Source organism: Synechococcus sp. RS9907, assembly GCF_014279615.1.
In the GTDB taxonomy this organism is placed as follows: Bacteria; Cyanobacteriota; Cyanobacteriia; order PCC-6307; family Cyanobiaceae; genus Parasynechococcus.
Genome location: NZ_CP047944.1, coordinates 1,186,422 through 1,201,014 on the forward strand (window position 1 = coordinate 1,186,422; position 14,593 = coordinate 1,201,014).

General features: G+C 57.1%; 12 protein-coding genes. 8 read left to right on the forward strand and 4 right to left on the reverse strand.

The window, feature by feature from the left end; genetic code table 11:
• Positions 1-19 precede the first annotated feature (19 nt).
• Entirely contained in the window at positions 20-1,105 is a 1,086-nt protein-coding gene (locus SynRS9907_RS06420; protein WP_255446016.1) for a DUF389 domain-containing protein, read from the forward strand.
• A gap of 34 nt (positions 1,106-1,139) precedes the next feature.
• On the opposite strand, the gene SynRS9907_RS06425 is transcribed toward SynRS9907_RS06420, so the two are convergent.
• Positions 1,140-2,093: an SDR family NAD(P)-dependent oxidoreductase gene (locus SynRS9907_RS06425; protein ID WP_188022204.1), complete on the reverse strand. Its 954-nt coding sequence runs from the start codon at positions 2,091-2,093 to the stop codon at positions 1,140-1,142.
• Positions 2,080-2,943, reverse strand: coding sequence for an SdiA-regulated domain-containing protein (locus SynRS9907_RS06430; protein ID WP_255446017.1), 864 nt, complete (start codon positions 2,941-2,943; stop codon positions 2,080-2,082). The genes SynRS9907_RS06425 and SynRS9907_RS06430 overlap by 14 nt, the downstream gene beginning before the upstream one ends.
• Before the next feature lie 35 nt (positions 2,944-2,978).
• Between SynRS9907_RS06430 and SynRS9907_RS06435 the strand changes: the two genes are divergently transcribed.
• The 4 genes from SynRS9907_RS06435 to SynRS9907_RS06450 all read left to right on the forward strand — a co-directional run bounded on the left by SynRS9907_RS06435 (position 2,979) and on the right by SynRS9907_RS06450 (position 5,037).
• Positions 2,979-3,521, forward strand: coding sequence for a TIGR00730 family Rossman fold protein (locus tag SynRS9907_RS06435; protein ID WP_255446018.1), 543 nt, complete (start codon positions 2,979-2,981; stop codon positions 3,519-3,521).
• Entirely contained in the window at positions 3,521-4,216 is a 696-nt protein-coding gene (locus tag SynRS9907_RS06440) for an SDR family NAD(P)-dependent oxidoreductase (RefSeq protein WP_188022207.1), read from the forward strand. The genes SynRS9907_RS06435 and SynRS9907_RS06440 overlap by 1 nt, the downstream gene beginning before the upstream one ends.
• Before the next feature lie 69 nt (positions 4,217-4,285).
• Positions 4,286-4,573, forward strand: a complete 288-nt coding sequence (locus SynRS9907_RS06445) for a hypothetical protein (RefSeq protein ID WP_115009267.1) — start codon at positions 4,286-4,288, stop codon at positions 4,571-4,573.
• A complete protein-coding gene (locus SynRS9907_RS06450) occupies positions 4,570-5,037 on the forward strand; it encodes an HIT family protein (RefSeq protein WP_188022208.1) in 468 nt (155 codons plus the stop codon). The genes SynRS9907_RS06445 and SynRS9907_RS06450 overlap by 4 nt, the downstream gene beginning before the upstream one ends.
• Here the strand turns inward: SynRS9907_RS06450 and SynRS9907_RS06455 are convergent.
• Complete coding sequence (locus SynRS9907_RS06455; RefSeq protein ID WP_370586625.1) at positions 5,021-5,437, reverse strand: hypothetical protein; 417 nt, start codon at positions 5,435-5,437, stop codon at positions 5,021-5,023. The two genes, SynRS9907_RS06450 and SynRS9907_RS06455, sit on opposite strands and share 17 nt — an antisense overlap.
• A 2-nt stretch (positions 5,438-5,439) precedes the next feature.
• Positions 5,440-5,676 (reverse strand): hypothetical protein, encoded by a 237-nt coding sequence (locus SynRS9907_RS06460; protein ID WP_006850194.1) that lies wholly within the window; start codon positions 5,674-5,676, stop codon positions 5,440-5,442.
• Between the two features lie 365 nt (positions 5,677-6,041).
• On the opposite strand from SynRS9907_RS06460, the gene SynRS9907_RS06465 reads away from it, so the two are divergent.
• From SynRS9907_RS06465 to SynRS9907_RS06475, 3 genes are all read left to right on the forward strand, one after another.
• On the forward strand, positions 6,042-6,437 hold the full coding sequence (locus SynRS9907_RS06465) for a hypothetical protein (protein WP_188022210.1): 396 nt from the start codon (positions 6,042-6,044) through the stop codon (positions 6,435-6,437).
• A 629-nt stretch (positions 6,438-7,066) separates the two neighbouring features.
• Positions 7,067-10,408 carry a DISARM system SNF2-like helicase DrmD gene (drmD, locus tag SynRS9907_RS06470; protein WP_188022211.1) on the forward strand — a complete coding sequence of 1,114 codons (3,342 nt, stop codon included), beginning with the start codon at positions 7,067-7,069 and terminating at the stop codon, positions 10,406-10,408.
• Between the two features lie 23 nt (positions 10,409-10,431).
• Positions 10,432-14,571 (forward strand): DNA methyltransferase, encoded by a 4,140-nt coding sequence (locus SynRS9907_RS06475; protein ID WP_188022380.1) that lies wholly within the window; start codon positions 10,432-10,434, stop codon positions 14,569-14,571.
• Positions 14,572-14,593: the final 22 nt, after the last annotated feature.

The following is a 14,593-nucleotide window of genomic DNA, read 5'->3' on the forward strand; positions in this document are numbered from 1 at the left end:
GTGCACGGTGCTGGGGCAATTGCTGGAGACCCTGTCGGGGCATTGGGCGGTTCATCTTGAAAGTCGTGTTCCTCGCACGGAGCTTTATGAAGCGCGGATCGCTTCATCCAAGCCATCGCTTGGTTTTTTCATTCTTCTGATCAGCTCTGCGGTGATCGCCAGCCTCGGGCTGATCTCCAACAGCACGGCGGTTGTGATCGGGGCCATGATCGTCGCTCCGCTGATGGACCCCATCCTCAGCCTGGCTTTTGGCTTGGCCGTGAGCGATGGGAAATTGATCCGACGTTCCGCCGTCACCATTGGCTTCGGCGTTCTGGCGGTGATTGGAACCGCGGCGTTGATCAGTTTGGGACTGGGCATCAGCCATGTGCAGTCGGAGATCACCGGCCGCACGTCTCCCAACCTGATCGATCTGGGCATCGCCATCGCGGCGGCCATTGCCGGGTCGTTCTCGATGACCCGCAAGCAATTGTCGAATTCGATTGCTGGGGTGGCGATTGCTGTCGCCCTTGTGCCACCACTCTGTGTCAGCGGCATTGGCCTCACGCTCGGCTCGGAAATGGTTGCTGTGTTTGGCCGTGGAACGGTGGCGGGTCTCACCAACCAGATCGCGGAGGGATCGTTTCTGCTTTTTCTGGCGAACCTGATCGGCATCACCGTCACCAGCCTTGTGGTGTTCTTGCTGCAGCGTTACGGCTCATTCCGCAGCTGTTGGCGCAATCTTCTGGTCTGGTTGGGATTGCTCGGGCTGTTGAGCCTGCCCTTGTCATCGGCATTGCATGACTTCAGTGTGCGGCAGCAGATGGATGCGGAATTTGGTCGCTTCAAAGCAGGACAACTCAAACGTGTAGCCCTCGCGCGAGGCAACCAGAGGTTGTGGTCAAAAATTCGTCTGATGTACAGCAGCGTGAGTGTTGTTAACAACGAGGCAAGGCTGGATATTGTGCTCAATGCACCCGAAGACATCTTGGATCAATCCTTTATGAACGATGTCAATCAGCAGATGTTGAAACGAGCCAAAGACTTCGGCTTGGATGACCTTGACGTCAACATCAGTGTGATTCCCAATCGTGTGTACAAGTTTGATAATCAGTCAATGAACTAATGCAATGGATGCTGGTTGGTGAACGGTTTGGCGATCAGCGGGATGGCGTCAAAAAAGAGTTGATCAGCTTGTTCGACAACATCCAGAGCATCGTCGCTGTGTCGCTGTTCTTCGCTTCCTCGGAGGGTTCCGTTGGTTTGAATTGATGCCGGCCAGGGCCCAACAGGGCATTGCTCCAGTACCTGAATCCCGGTTGATCAAGTTGTTCATCGATGAGCTGCACCAGCAGTGCCCCTGCCCGCTCAACGCTTTCCGTCAATCGCAAGAGATCCCGAGCGACCAACCCAAACAAGGTCTGCCCAAGTGGATTGGCTTGGCGACTGTTTCTGAAAAACCCCTCTGACGTGCGGGGAATCACCAGTCCCGGACTCCAGGCCACGACTGGTATGTCCGGACGCTGCTGGTGGATCTGCAGGGCCATCAGCAGATTGCACAGCTTGCTGTCTTTGTAGGCCTTGTCTGCAATAAACGGACTTTCTCCATCCACCATCGGCGCCCCGGGGCCCTGGCGCAGTCCCTGTAGCGAGCCCAGCCCTGCAGGCTGGCCAACCCGTCCTCCGCCGGTGGCTGGATTGTGCACCTCAGAGGCGGTGATCACGATGGCTTGGGTTTGCTCCTTCAATCCTTCAGCCAGGAGTTGATGGGCCAGGTGGTTCACCGCAATGGTGAGTTCAATGCCCTGTGCACTCCAACGGGGGGAGCTGTAGCCGGCGTATTGCAACCCGGCATTGAGCACCAGTGCATCGAATGGCATCTCGTGATGGCGGAGTTGTTCGATCGCCTTGGCCACAGACGCAAGGTCCGCCAGATCGGCAATGCAGGTGTCAACGGAACCCGACAGAGCCGTGCGGGTTCGTTCGGCCCGTTCTGCATTGCGGCAAACAACAGTGAGTGCATCACCACGGGCCAGCAGGATTTTTGCCGCTTCAAGGCCAATGCCGCTGCTCGCACCGGTGATCAGAACGCGGCGCTGTTCAGCAGTCGTCATGGAGTTTGAACACGTAGAGATCAGCGTCCCGATCGCTCACCACGTAGATCCTTTTCCGCCCGGGATCGATGGCAACACCCTCAGGTTTGCGGATTTGCTTTGGCTTGTCTCCCGTGCTGATGGTGAGATCGAGGCGCTGGAGAACAGTGTCGCCTGCCCAGTCGTACTGGAACAGGCACCGCCCCTTGTCGCTGACGATCCAGAGGGTGTCGCTGCTGCTGTCGTAGCTCAGGCCCGAGAAATCCAGCTTCTCGGCCTTCAGTTCGGGATGAATGAACCCTTGGCTGGCTTGCAGCACTCGTGTGGAGAGGATTGTGGTGAGTGTGGAATCCAGTTCGATCAGCAAACCGGGCTGGCGCTCTTTCACCACAACCACATGGTTGTTTCTGGTGTTCACAGTGATGCCCTCCAATCCGTTGTTGTCCGGAGGGTCTGGGAAGTGGTGCGCGATCGTGTCGTAATTGGTCATGGCTGACAGCGGGCGCCGATACCGTTCGCGCCGGCTGCTCAGATCCATCACCACCACAGAATTGCTCCGCTCCTGCACCACGAGCAGCTCGCTGTCATTTCCACGGAGTGCAATGCCTTCCAAGTCGTCGAGGGCGATGAAGAACGAGTCACTCACCGACACCCTGCCTTTGAGATCCAGACGAAAAATCGCCTTGGTGTCATCACTGACGGTGTACAGCGCTGATCCATCTGCGTTCAGCGTCAGTCCGGATGGTTCATTCAGGCCGAGGCCTGGGTCTCGAATCCTGTGACGGCTCAGCAGCTCAAGGCGCATCGAGGTCATCCTCATCGGGACCCGTTCCTGGTGATTCTCGAGGCTTGGCTCGTTTTTGCCAGCCATCTCAGGTGAGGATGAATGGATCACGGCCAGGCGCCATGAATCGAATCGCTGTGTATTGCGGCTCCTCGAGCGGCGACTCGAGCCTGTTCAAGCTTGCTGCCACTGAGCTTGGTGCACTGATCGCCAACCACGGCATGGCCCTGGTTTACGGCGGCGCTCGCATTGGCTTGATGGGCGCTGTTGCTGATGCCGCTTTGGCGGCTGGAGGGGAGGTGATCGGGGTGATCCCCGAGGCGTTAACGCAGGATGAAGTGGTGCACTCCGGTTTGACCCATCTCGAGGTTGTGGGATCGATGCACGAGCGCAAGGCGCGAATGCTCGATCTGGCCGATGCAGCCGTTGCCATGCCCGGAGGCCTGGGAACCCTCGACGAGTTGTTTGAGGCCTTGACCTGGGCTCAGCTTCGTTTTCATGCCAAGCCGATCGGCATGCTCAACATCGATGGCTACTTCGATGCGTTGCTGAGCTTTTTGGATCAAAGCGTTTCGAAGGGCTTTCTCTCGCAGCGAAATCGCCAGCTCCTCCTGGATGCAACAACGCCAGAATTGCTGATCGATCGACTTCTCAACGCGTCCTGATGCAACGCACGGTTTTGCTTACCGGAGCCAGTCGTGGCATCGGACGTTCCATTGCCAGACGGTTGCTCAAGGATGGACACCGCCTCAGCCTTGGTCTGCGGGATCCGCAGGCTCTAAGGGGAACAGACCTAGACGTTGAGACGGTGTTGCATCACGCCTACGACGCCAGCGATCCAACCAGTGTTGAAGCCTGGGTTGACAGCACCGTTCGTCACTGGGGCGCCATCGACACCGTGATCCACTGTGCGGGGATTCTGCATCGAACCCCGTTGTTGTTTGCGGATGGCGAAGAGCAGCAGCTTGATGAACTGTGGGCGATCAACGTGAAGGGGCCCTGGTGGCTGACCCGTGCGGCCTGGCCGTATCTGGTCACCAGTGGCCATGGACGAATCCAGGTGCTGGTGTCGATGAGTGGCAAACGCGTCAAAGGTCGAATGGCGGGTTATCCCGTGAGCAAATTCGCCTTGATGGGGCTCTGTCAGAGCATGCGCAATGAAGGGTGGGACAAGGGGATTCGGGTGACCGCCATCTGTCCCAGTTGGGTCAACACCGGTATGGCTCGTGCGGTGACGGCCGTTGAACCTGCCGCGATGACCCAACCCGAGGATCTTGCGTCTCTCTCGAGCAGCCTGTTGTCGATCCCCAACGCCGCCGTTCCGTTCGAGTTGGCGATGAATTGCTCGCTCGAAACCTGAATCTTCCGGTGAGGACGATGTCGCCGGAAGATGATGTCGCTATGGATGACCCAGCGTCCTTGCCTTGCGATGTGTCTTCTGGCGGCGATTGGCCTGCTGGCTCCACGCCTGGTTTTGGTGTTGATGTGGTTGATCAACAGCAGTTTCGTGCTGCAGCCCTTCAGTGGCACCAGTGTTCCCAACCCGTTGCTTCCGATCCTGGGTCTGTTGTTTCTCCCCACCACAACCCTTGGCTATTGCTGGGCTGCGGCCTCGTTTGGGGGCGTGTCGTCGTTCAGTGGCCTGTTGGTGGTGTTGATCGGTTTGATCATCGACTTCGGGCTGATCGGTAATGGCCGTGGTGCTGTTCGTCGTTGAAGATCATCCGCGTGGAAAACTGCGCCATCTGCCAGCTGCATCTCGATCCCACCGCGCAAGAGCGGTACGAGATTCAGCGCTCTGAACTCTGGGTTTTGCGGCATCACCCGGACCCAGCACCCCTACCAGGTTGGCTTCTCTTGGATTCACGAAGGCACTGTTCCGGCCCCGTGGATTTCACGGCGGCCGAGGCTTCTGATTGGGGGTGCGCTGTTCGCGATGCCAGTGATCTTGTGAAACAGATCAGCGGATGCGAACGCGTGTATGCCATTGCCTTTGGTGAGGGAGCCCAGCACCTTCATCTCCATCTCATCCCACGCCATCTGAATGAACCGGCCTCCAAAGCGTGGGCGGTTGCCGACTTGTACCGGGACATGGATCGCGGCGATCGAGCCGCCGCTGATCCTGCCGTTGTGGCGGCGATGGTGCAACGCTGTCGATCGTTGATCAGCGCCCCGGGTTGAAGCGTTTGCGCGTCTTGGTGCCGTTGGCGTTTTGCTTGAGATTGCCCAAGGGCCAGCCCAGGTGCCTGAGATGGCTCACCGTGTTCGGCGATGCGCTGAAGCAGTTTTCGCTGTAGCTGCTGGCGATACCGATCTCTTTGAGGGTGAGTAACAGCAACTTCTGCTCCCGGCGTGTACCCCGACGGCTCGCGAGAAGCACGAAGTCGCGTTCGCGAAGCTGTTCACCGATCGCATCGATGTTCTCGGAGTACCCCAAGGAGAGGGTTTGATCAATAGCGCGATAGGCGGTGTAGATCCGCCCCTCAGGATTGTTCTCGAGGGTTTGCACCCTTTCGCTCAGCGCAATCACGGCGTCCATCACCGGAGCCTGAAGCGCTTGTTCGATCTGATCAAGCTGCACGATCACAACCCTCCCACAGCCAAACGTTCATCACAGGCAGCCTCATAGGCGCGGATGGCTGCGCTGGGAATGGAGCCATTGCTCTTGAGTTGGCGCACCGACAGCTCCACGCACTGAAGTACAACGCTGGTCAGCTCACGTCCTTCGCACAGGGCCCAGCCGCGAAGAAGCACATGAAGGCTCGGTGGAACGGAGACCGTGAGCTTCACCTGGGTCTCTCGGGTGGAGGTTTTGATCATGACCCGTCTGCTGCCGGAGCATCCCCAGGGTAGCTCAAGAGACGCTGCTGAGCAACTTGCGGGTATCTGTTGGGTGTCTTTGGGGTTGCTTCGGGGTTGCTCCTCGGCATTGCTCGGCCCTGTGGCGTGACCGCCAGGGTGCTGCTTGCGTAGCTGATTCATGGGCCACCCCGTTGAGGTGCCAGGCCTGAACCATCTGGCTGCAATTGTTGTGCGTCTATGTCGTCAATTCAGCCCTGTCTGGGCTGCCATCTTTCCTTACCCCGGTGATTCCAGTTGTCGATTGTTGATCACCCAGGCGAAGTTTTTTTATGCAAAATCTGCATATCCATGGATATAATGTTGGCGTGGATTCTTGGGAGCAGATGGGCGCAACTTCGGTTCAGGCTGACAAGGTCGTCAACGTCAGAATGTCTGAATCGGAGCACACTCTGTTGAAGGCCTATTGCGCTTCGTTGAACCGGAGCATGCAAGACGTGCTTCGTGATTTCGCGTTAATGCAAATCCAGAAGCAACACTTTTGTTGCCGCCTTGTGCGCTCTTTGATGGATGAGCATGGGATCGAACAAGACCCCAGAGCTCGTAAGCCTTGTTTTGGCTATGCCTGTTATTACTGCCGCCATGCAGAGGCCTGCACGGCTGGTGAAACTGAATTGCTTTATATCCCCCGCCAGGAGATACATGAACTTGTTTCAGAGGAAGCGGCCTATATCTTCGACTTTGACGGCAGCAGCATCGAGGCCCCGAACAAAGCTGGTTGATCGAGTTTCGACCCGACAGTCACTACACCTACTGAGGCACGAGCCTTCGTGTCGGGGCTTTGATTGAGGCGGTGCTGCAAGGAATCACTTCGAGTCTTGGTTGCAATTTGTGGATGTCGAGAAATCTGACCACCTCCCCTTCAAAAATCCGGACGATTCGGCTCATAGTGAGTTCGCCAAGCGGCTAACCGGGCTTGGAAGCCGGACAGAGCGATGTCCGACGCGTTGGTATTTGACTCCTGCCCAAGCAGGAGTCAAATACATTTCTTTCTTAAGAAATCTGGTTGTGTATTCCGGCGAACGGATTTGTCCATCAAGGTAGCGAAGTGGTCGAATCGCTCCGGTGATGCATCACCGTCGGCCACACAACATTCCCTGATTCATTTGACAGCAAACGATCGTCGAGATCATTGCTTCAGGTTTTGCAAAACGGAGAGGGTGTCCTTTTTGGGCGGACTCACTTGGACTTGATAGAGCCAATCTCAAATCGAAACCATCTAATTGCACCAACAATTACACCAACACTTTTTACGACGCCTTTTAGGGCTCACGTTTAGTTGGAAAGTGGTTCACGAGCTTGCCTTGAACTTGTCATACCAATAGGTTTGAGGGACGTGTAGAGCATCTATTTGGCAACGGCTGCTCCGTCTCGGCGATCCCCAAAGCTCAAGCCCGGCTCGGTCGTCCGTTGCCGCACCCGCCGCTACCTCGTGGAAGAGGTGCAGCCTCCTATGGAGGCCGGTGCCGACACGGTGGTGGCAATGGCCTGCATGGAAGACCAGGCGATCGGCCAGCGGCTCACGGTGTTCCTTGAGCGCGAGATCGATTTCGAGGTGCTCGGTGAGAGCAGTTGGGAGGTAGTGGCCCAGCGGGGCTTCGATCAGCCCAAGCAGTTTTCGGCGTACCTCAACACCCTGCGCTGGAACTGCGTCACAGCCACCGATGCGGAGCTTTTCCAGGCCCCCTACCGGGCTGGGATCGATGTGAAGGCTTATCAGCTTGAACCGCTGCGCAAGGCACTGCAGATGCCTCGCGTGGGGCTTTTCATCGCTGACGACGTTGGCCTTGGCAAGACAATTGAGGCGGGGCTGATCCTGCGAGAAATGCTGTTACGCCAACGCATCCGGCGGGTGGTGATCAGTTGCCCCCCTTCGGTGCTGCGTCAGTGGCAGGAGGAGATGGCGAGCCGCTTTGGCTTGGCCTTCACCGTGATGGACCGGTCCTATGTGGCCAAGGTGCGCCAGGAGCGTGGCTATGGAACCAACCCTTGGACCACAGGGAACCGCTTCCTGATTTCCCATGCGCTGCTGCGCAACACCGATTACTCCGAGCCCCTTCGTATTTGGCTCGAGCAAGGGCGCGGCGGAGAAGACCAGGCCCCTCTGCAGAGCCTGCTGATCCTGGATGAGGCCCATAACGCGGCCCCTGCCAGCAACAGCCTTCGCTACGCCATTGATTCAGGGCTAACGCGCAGCCTCCGCGATCTGGCACCACGCTTCGAGCACCGGATCTTCCTGAGTGCGACACCTCACAACGGCCATAGCAATAGCTTCACGGCGTTGTTGGAGTTGTTGGATCCAGCGCGCTTCACCCGTGGGGTGCCGTTCGCACAGGGGGATCTGGATTCAGTCCTCGTCCGCCGCCTGAAAGACGACCTACGCCGCATTGGCGAAGAGTTCCCAGAGCGGATCGTTGAGCCCTTAAAGAAGCCCAAGGGGTCGCTTTCAGCCGACACCCCAGAGCTGGCGCTATCCCGGTTGCTTCAGCAGTACCGAAAACAAAGGGAGCTCAGGCTGCTGGCTGAAGGGGCCACCAAGCGCCAGCTAAACGCCGACCGACTGGTGATCACCAACCTGCAGAAGCGTCTGCTCAGCTCGATCGAAGCCTTCGCGCGCACCTTGGCCGTGCACCAACGCACCTTGGCGGAGAAGCAACAACAGCAACGGGACGCCCAACTTGAGCTGCTTCAAGGCGGTGTTGATGCCGACAGCGACTTGGCTGAACTGAACGATGATGAGGTGCTGAATCTGGAGGAAGCCCAGACCCGGGCTGCCCTGCGCCAGACCATCGCAGCCGATCAAAGCGATCAGCAACTGCTGGAGCAGATGGCTTCCATCGCCGTTGCCCAGAGAGGCAAGCCCGATCCACGCATCGAGATGCTGCAGGAATGGATGGAACAACACCTCTGCTCAGGCCTTGGCACTGATGACCTGCAGTGGAAGCCCACCCGGCTGTTGATCTTCACGGACTACGTCGACACCAAGCGCTACCTGGAGCGGCAGTTGGCGGCACTACTTGGGGAGCGAGAAGCCCAGCAACGGGTGGCCAGCTTCAGTGGCGGGATGAGCGAGGAAAACCGCGAACGATTGAAGGCTCAGTTCAACGCCGACCCTGATCAAGAGCCGCTGCGGATCCTCATCGCCACCGACGCAGCCCGGGAGGGGGTGAACCTGCAGAACCACTGCAAGCACCTGATCCACTTCGACATCCCTTGGAACCCCAGCAAGTTGGAGCAGCGCAACGGCCGCATCGACCGCAAGCTGCAGCAGGCCCCGCAGGTGTGGTGTCACTACTTCCTGTTGGAAGACCGCCCAGAAGATCGGGTGATGGACGTGTTGGTGAAGAAAACCGAGGTGATTCGTCAGGAGTTGGGATCCCTTTCTCCACTAGTGCAGCGCCAGGTCGATGAGGCCTTCGAAGCCGGGATCGATCTGGACAACCTCAGCGACCTGCAGGGCCAGCTCGAAGGAATGGATTCAGCCACCACCGACCGCGGCGTGCTGCTCACCAAAGCTCGAGAAGAGCTGGAAGCCATCCGGCGTGTGGCCGAACTCGAGCAGCAACATGACGCTCTGCGGCAACTGCTGTCGAAATCGAAGCAGTGGTTGGCCTTTGCCCACGACCGCTTCCGCCAGGCCCTCAATTGCTCCCTGGATCTTCTTGGCGTCTCAGGGCTAGAGCAACACACCGACGAGCGCGGCCAAACCTGCTGGCGCCTTGCCAACCCGGAGGAGTTGCCCGCTCAAACGCGTGACAAGAGCTGGGAGAACACCCTCGACAGCCTGCGGGGCGTGAAACCTGCCAAGGCCTATCTGGATGAGTGGCGCCGGGAGAATCCAGTGCGGCCCGTGATCTTCTCCGACCCCGGGCGGCTCAGTGCCGAATCAGTGCATCTCCATCTCGAGCACCGCCTGGCCCAACGCCTACTCAGCCGTTTCCTCAGCCAAGGCTTTCTGCACCACGAACTCAGCCGGGCCTGCGTTCTGCCCAGCCGTGATCCGCAGCCCAAGGTGGTGGTGCTTGGGCGCTTGTCGTTGTTTGGCCAGGGTGCTGCCCGGTTGCATGACGAGCTGATCACGGTGGTAGCCGATTGGCATCCAGGCGATGACCGGCAGATCGCGCTGCAGCCACTGCCCACATCCACGAAAGAGGCCACGTGGACACTTCTTCAAGACGCCTTGAAGGAGGCCGAGAGCGGTGCTCTCCCCAACGTCGATACCAGCCGCTTCCAGGCCATGGCCGAGCTGGACGTGCAGGCTCTGTTGCCTTTGCTCAAGCAGGAGTCGGAGACCGCATTGGCTGCCGCGGCAGAGCTGCTGAAGCAGCGGGGTGGATCGGAGGCTCAGGCTCTCAAGGATGTGCTCCGCGGTCAGCGCAAGCGCATCAATGCCACCCTGCGCCAACGCACCAGGGAGCTGGGGAAGCTGGAGAAAAAGGCGGCTGATGCCGAGCCAACGGGCCTGATTCCCGGCCTTGCTGATCAGGTGGATGTTCCAGCGCTCGATCTCTCCAAGTTGTCCAAGAAAGAGCACGCCCAATTGCGATCTGATCAACGGCACTGGGAGCGCAGGCTGGAAACAATCGAAGCTGAACTCGGGAGTGAGCCACAGCGGATCGTGGAGAGCTACCGGGTGGTGACCCACCGGTTGGAGCCAGCCGGGCTTGTGTACCTCTGGCCGATCAGCGGATAGCCATGGCACGACGTTCTCCCGCGATGGATCCTGAGCTGAAGGCGCATCAGGAATGGCTCGGCTACCTGCAGCCTGTTGGCTTGGTGGTCGCACCGGCAGCCATGCAAGAGGCCGGCTGGGTGGTGACCCGCAGCGGCAGTGAGTTGATCGACCGGCAAGCGCACTACCGGGCTGCCCTTGAGCCACTCGATGACACGGCTGATCCAGACGACAGCGACACCGAGCATGGTTTTCAGTCCCTGCTGGATCTGCTCACCGAGCACCTGGGCTGGGATGACGATCAATTGGATCGGAGCCCCGAGGCGATCCAGGCTCACTCCAAAGAGCTGCCGGAACTGGGCGACACACTGACGCCGACTGCAGTGGTTCCTGCAGCCAACGGCGAGGGAGCCCAGCTGCTGGTGGTGGAACTACCGCTCGTTGCTGCCTTCGATCAGAAGAGCAGTGATGCCGACCATCTCTGGCGCGCTTCAGCCCAAGAACGGTTGGAGCGATTGCTGCGGGAAACGGGCGTTGAAGCTGGTTTGTTGTTCAACGGCAGCCAACTGCGGTTGGTAGTGGCCCCCAAGGGTGAAAGCTCGGGCCATCTCACCTTTCGGCTGAGCGAACTGGCTGAAGTGAGCGGCCGGTTGATGCTTTCGGGCCTCGATTTGCTCCTGGGCCAGAGCCATGTGTTCCTGGATCCCGATGGCTACCGGCTTAGCGACGTGCTCAAGAAGAGCCGCAGCTTCCAGGCCGTGGTCAGCAATGCCCTGGCCGATCAAGTGTTGGCCGCGTTGTGGGATTTGCTGCGGGGCTTTCAGCAGGCCGATGAGCTGAGCCAACAGCAAGACAACCCACTGCTGGGAGATCTGCCCGAGCGGGATCCCCAGCAGCTCTACGGCGGCTTGATCACCATGCTGATGCGTCTGGTCTTCTTGCTTTACGCCGAAGACGAAGCGCTGATGCCCAGCGATGCGGTGTATGAGCAGAACTACAAGCTGAGCGCGATCTTCGAGCAGCTGCAGCAAGACGAGAGCGAATACCCCGACACGATGGAGCAACGCTTCGGTGCCTGGGCTGGGCTGATGAGTCTCTGCCGCTTGGTGTTCGACGGCGGTGGACCAACAGTCGACTACTTACCTGCTCGTCATGGCCAGCTGTTCGATCCGGATGTCTACCCCTGGCTTGAGTCGCCATGGGTCAGCGATGGGGTGGTGTTGGCGTTGCTGCGCAACCTTCTGATCGTGCAGGGCGAACGGATCAGCTACCGGGCCCTGGATGTGGAGCAGATCGGCTCGGTCTACGAGGGAATCATGGGCTATGCGGTTCAACGCATCCCAGGCCGTTGCATCGGCTTGAAGAGCAAACCGCAAGGCGCCAAGAAGCAGATCACCACTGCCGTTGATCTCGATGTGCTGCTGGAAATGCCAGGCGCGAAACGCAAGAAATGGCTGGAAGACGAAGCCGGCACAACCTTGCCTCCAAAGTCAGCCAGTGCACTGAAGGCTGCTGATTCAGAAGATGCGTTGGTTGAAGCCTTGGCGCCACGCATCAATCGAGATCTCTTCGATGGGCCGCAGTCTGCAGGGAGCCTGGTGTTCCAGCCCACCGAAGAACGGCGCCGCAGCGGTAGCCACTACACACCGCGTTCTCTCACGCGGCCGATCGTTGAAGAGGCGTTGCGCCCATGGATGGAGCGTTGTGAGTACAAGCCAACAGCAGCTCAGATTTTGGATCTGAAAATCTGCGATCCAGCGATGGGATCAGGGGCTTTTCTTGTTGAGAGTTGCCGTTACTTGGCTGAACTTCTGGAGCAGGCCTGGACCCGTGAAGGGTTGCCAGATGCACTCAAGCCCGGAGGGCATGCCCTTGGCGAAGAACCACTGATATATGCCCGCCGTTTGATTGCTCAAAGTTGCCTCTATGGCGTGGACAAGAACCCCTTCGCGGTGAACCTGGCTCGCCTCAGCCTCTGGCTGGTGAGCCTCAGCAAGGACGCACCATTCACCTTTGTGGATCACGCACTCAAATGCGGCGATTCCTTGGTGGGGATGGAGCGAAGCGAGATCGAAGCAGCATTGAAGAGCGCCAGCCTTCAGCGTGAACTCCAGATCAAAAACATCGAAGAGGTGAAGCAACAGGAGGCCAAGAGTTTTGCGCTCTTCCATGCCGACAGCCGCAATGATGCTGATGATGAACAGAAGCGCAAGGCACTCGAAGAGTGGAATGCCAGCACCGCTTATCTGCGCAGTGTTGGCGACTTATTGGTTGCTGCTTTTTTCAACGGCAATAAGCCGAAGGATCGTGAGGAGCAGAAGCAGTTTTATTTAGAAGCAACTCTTCAGAACAGCAGTGCTGAAGCGCTTGCGGAAGCTCTCAGCGAACCATTGGAAGCACTCCGAGAAGGGGAAAAAGGACTTCTGCCGCTGCACTGGCAACTGGAATTCCCAGATGTATTTAATCGCCGAGAGCCTGGCTTTGATGTTTTTGTAGGCAATCCTCCTTTTGCAGGAAATAACACCCTCGTGAAGGGTTATCCGGACCAAGTATTGGACTGGTTCAAGAACACCCTGCCAGGCACTGGTGGTCAGTGCGACCTAGTTGCCTATTTTTTTCGACGCAGTTTCAACCTTTTGAAGCTGCAAGGATCGATGAACTTTATTGCCACAAATACAATATCTCAGGGTGACACAAGAAGCAGCAGCCTCAGCTGGATTTGCAAAAATAATGGGCAGTTATATTCTGCTCAGAAGCGAGTTAAGTGGCCAGGTGTTGCTGCTGTCGTCGTAAGTACAATTGGAATTTCAAAAGGTTGGACTACGCATTCCTTTCTTGATGGGTCCTTGGTGCCATCAATATCTCCATTCCTTCTGCCTGGAGTCTATAGCGAAGACCCGATGCGACTCGCCTCAAATCTCAAGAAAAGCTTTTCCGGAGTAATGCCTAGGGGCGCAGGCTTCTGCTTTGAAAACACTAACAAAACCAGTGAACACACTCCTGGCACCCCCTCGCCTCTTGAGAAGATGAAAGAGGTGTGCAATCAAAATCCATTGTCTGAAAATGTTATCTTTAAATTAATTGGTGGAGAAGATCTCAATAAAAGTCCTACTCAGCAAAGTGATTGCTACCTCATTGACTTTGGAGGCGAAGATGAGCAAGCGTGTAGAAGCAATTACCCAGAGCTGATGGAGATTGTTGAAAGGAAGGTAAAGCCAGAGAGAGAAGCCCTTAAAGACTCTGCCAGCAATAATCCAATAAAAAGGACATGGTGGCTGCATGAGCGCTCAAGGCCCGAGATGCGCAAAGCAATATCAGGCTTAGAAAAATATTTGATGCATTCATTTACGTCGAAGTATATCCAATTTGCCTTCATTAGAGACAAGGCTCTGTGCTCGCACCCCCACAATATCTTTGCATTTAGCGATTTTAGCTTGTTCGCATGCCTGCAATCACGAGTTCACGAAGAATGGGCCTTATTTAGCTGTTCATCAATGAAAGACGATATTCGCTATGTGAATACTGACTGTTTTGAAACCTACCCATTTCCCCTAAACATCTCAAGCAATTCCTTGACTACTGGTGCCGACTCGCAAACACTTAACGAACTAAATGTTTTAGGCGAAAAGTATGAGGGTTATCGGGCTGCCTTAATGGTTGAAAATGGCGAAGGATTAACCAGTACCTACAATCGCTTTCATGATCCGGCCGAAAGCAGCAGTGGACTTCTGGAATTGCGCTACCTCCACTGCGAAATGGATAAAGCCGTTATGTCCGCATACGGCTGGAGCGATGTGCCCATGACCTGTGGGTTCGGGCTTGACTACCTCGATACCGATGACGAAGTTCAGCTCCCTGATGGCCTGCAGGAGCGCGTTGACGATGGTCAAGTGTTTTTCCTAAAGGCCGAAGAGGCAACTGCTTTCGAATCACAATTACGTGCATATGAAGCCATCAAGGGTAAGAAAAAACTGCCTTGGCGTTATCGGTGGCCCGATGATGTTCGTGATGATGTACTTGCGCGGTTACTAGCTCTTAACGCCGAGCGCTATGCCGAAGAAGTAGCCCAGGGCTTGCACAGCAAGGGCAAGAAATCAGCTGCAACAGCATCAGGGAAGAAGCGGGTTAGGCCAGCCAAGGCAGCAGTCTCTGAATCTTCAGAACAGATGGGGTTGGGCCTGTGAGGTACTCCATCGCTATCAAGGG

Bases quoted from the DNA above. Each gene is read 5' to 3' on its own strand.
- SynRS9907_RS06475 (WP_188022380.1), top strand. From the start codon at position 10,432: ATGGATCCTGAGCTGAAGGCGCATCAGGAATGGCTCGGCTACCTGCAG.
- SynRS9907_RS06465 (WP_188022210.1), top strand. From the start codon at position 6,042: ATGGGCGCAACTTCGGTTCAGGCTGACAAGGTCGTCAACGTCAGAATG.
- SynRS9907_RS06435 (WP_255446018.1), top strand. From the start codon at position 2,979: ATGAATCGAATCGCTGTGTATTGCGGCTCCTCGAGCGGCGACTCGAGC.
- SynRS9907_RS06445 (WP_115009267.1), top strand. From the start codon at position 4,286: ATGTGTCTTCTGGCGGCGATTGGCCTGCTGGCTCCACGCCTGGTTTTG.
- SynRS9907_RS06440 (WP_188022207.1), top strand. From the start codon at position 3,521: ATGCAACGCACGGTTTTGCTTACCGGAGCCAGTCGTGGCATCGGACGT.
- SynRS9907_RS06430 (WP_255446017.1), bottom strand. From the start codon at position 2,943: ATGGCTGGCAAAAACGAGCCAAGCCTCGAGAATCACCAGGAACGGGTC.
- SynRS9907_RS06460 (WP_006850194.1), bottom strand. From the start codon at position 5,676: ATGATCAAAACCTCCACCCGAGAGACCCAGGTGAAGCTCACGGTCTCC.
- SynRS9907_RS06425 (WP_188022204.1), bottom strand. From the start codon at position 2,093: ATGACGACTGCTGAACAGCGCCGCGTTCTGATCACCGGTGCGAGCAGC.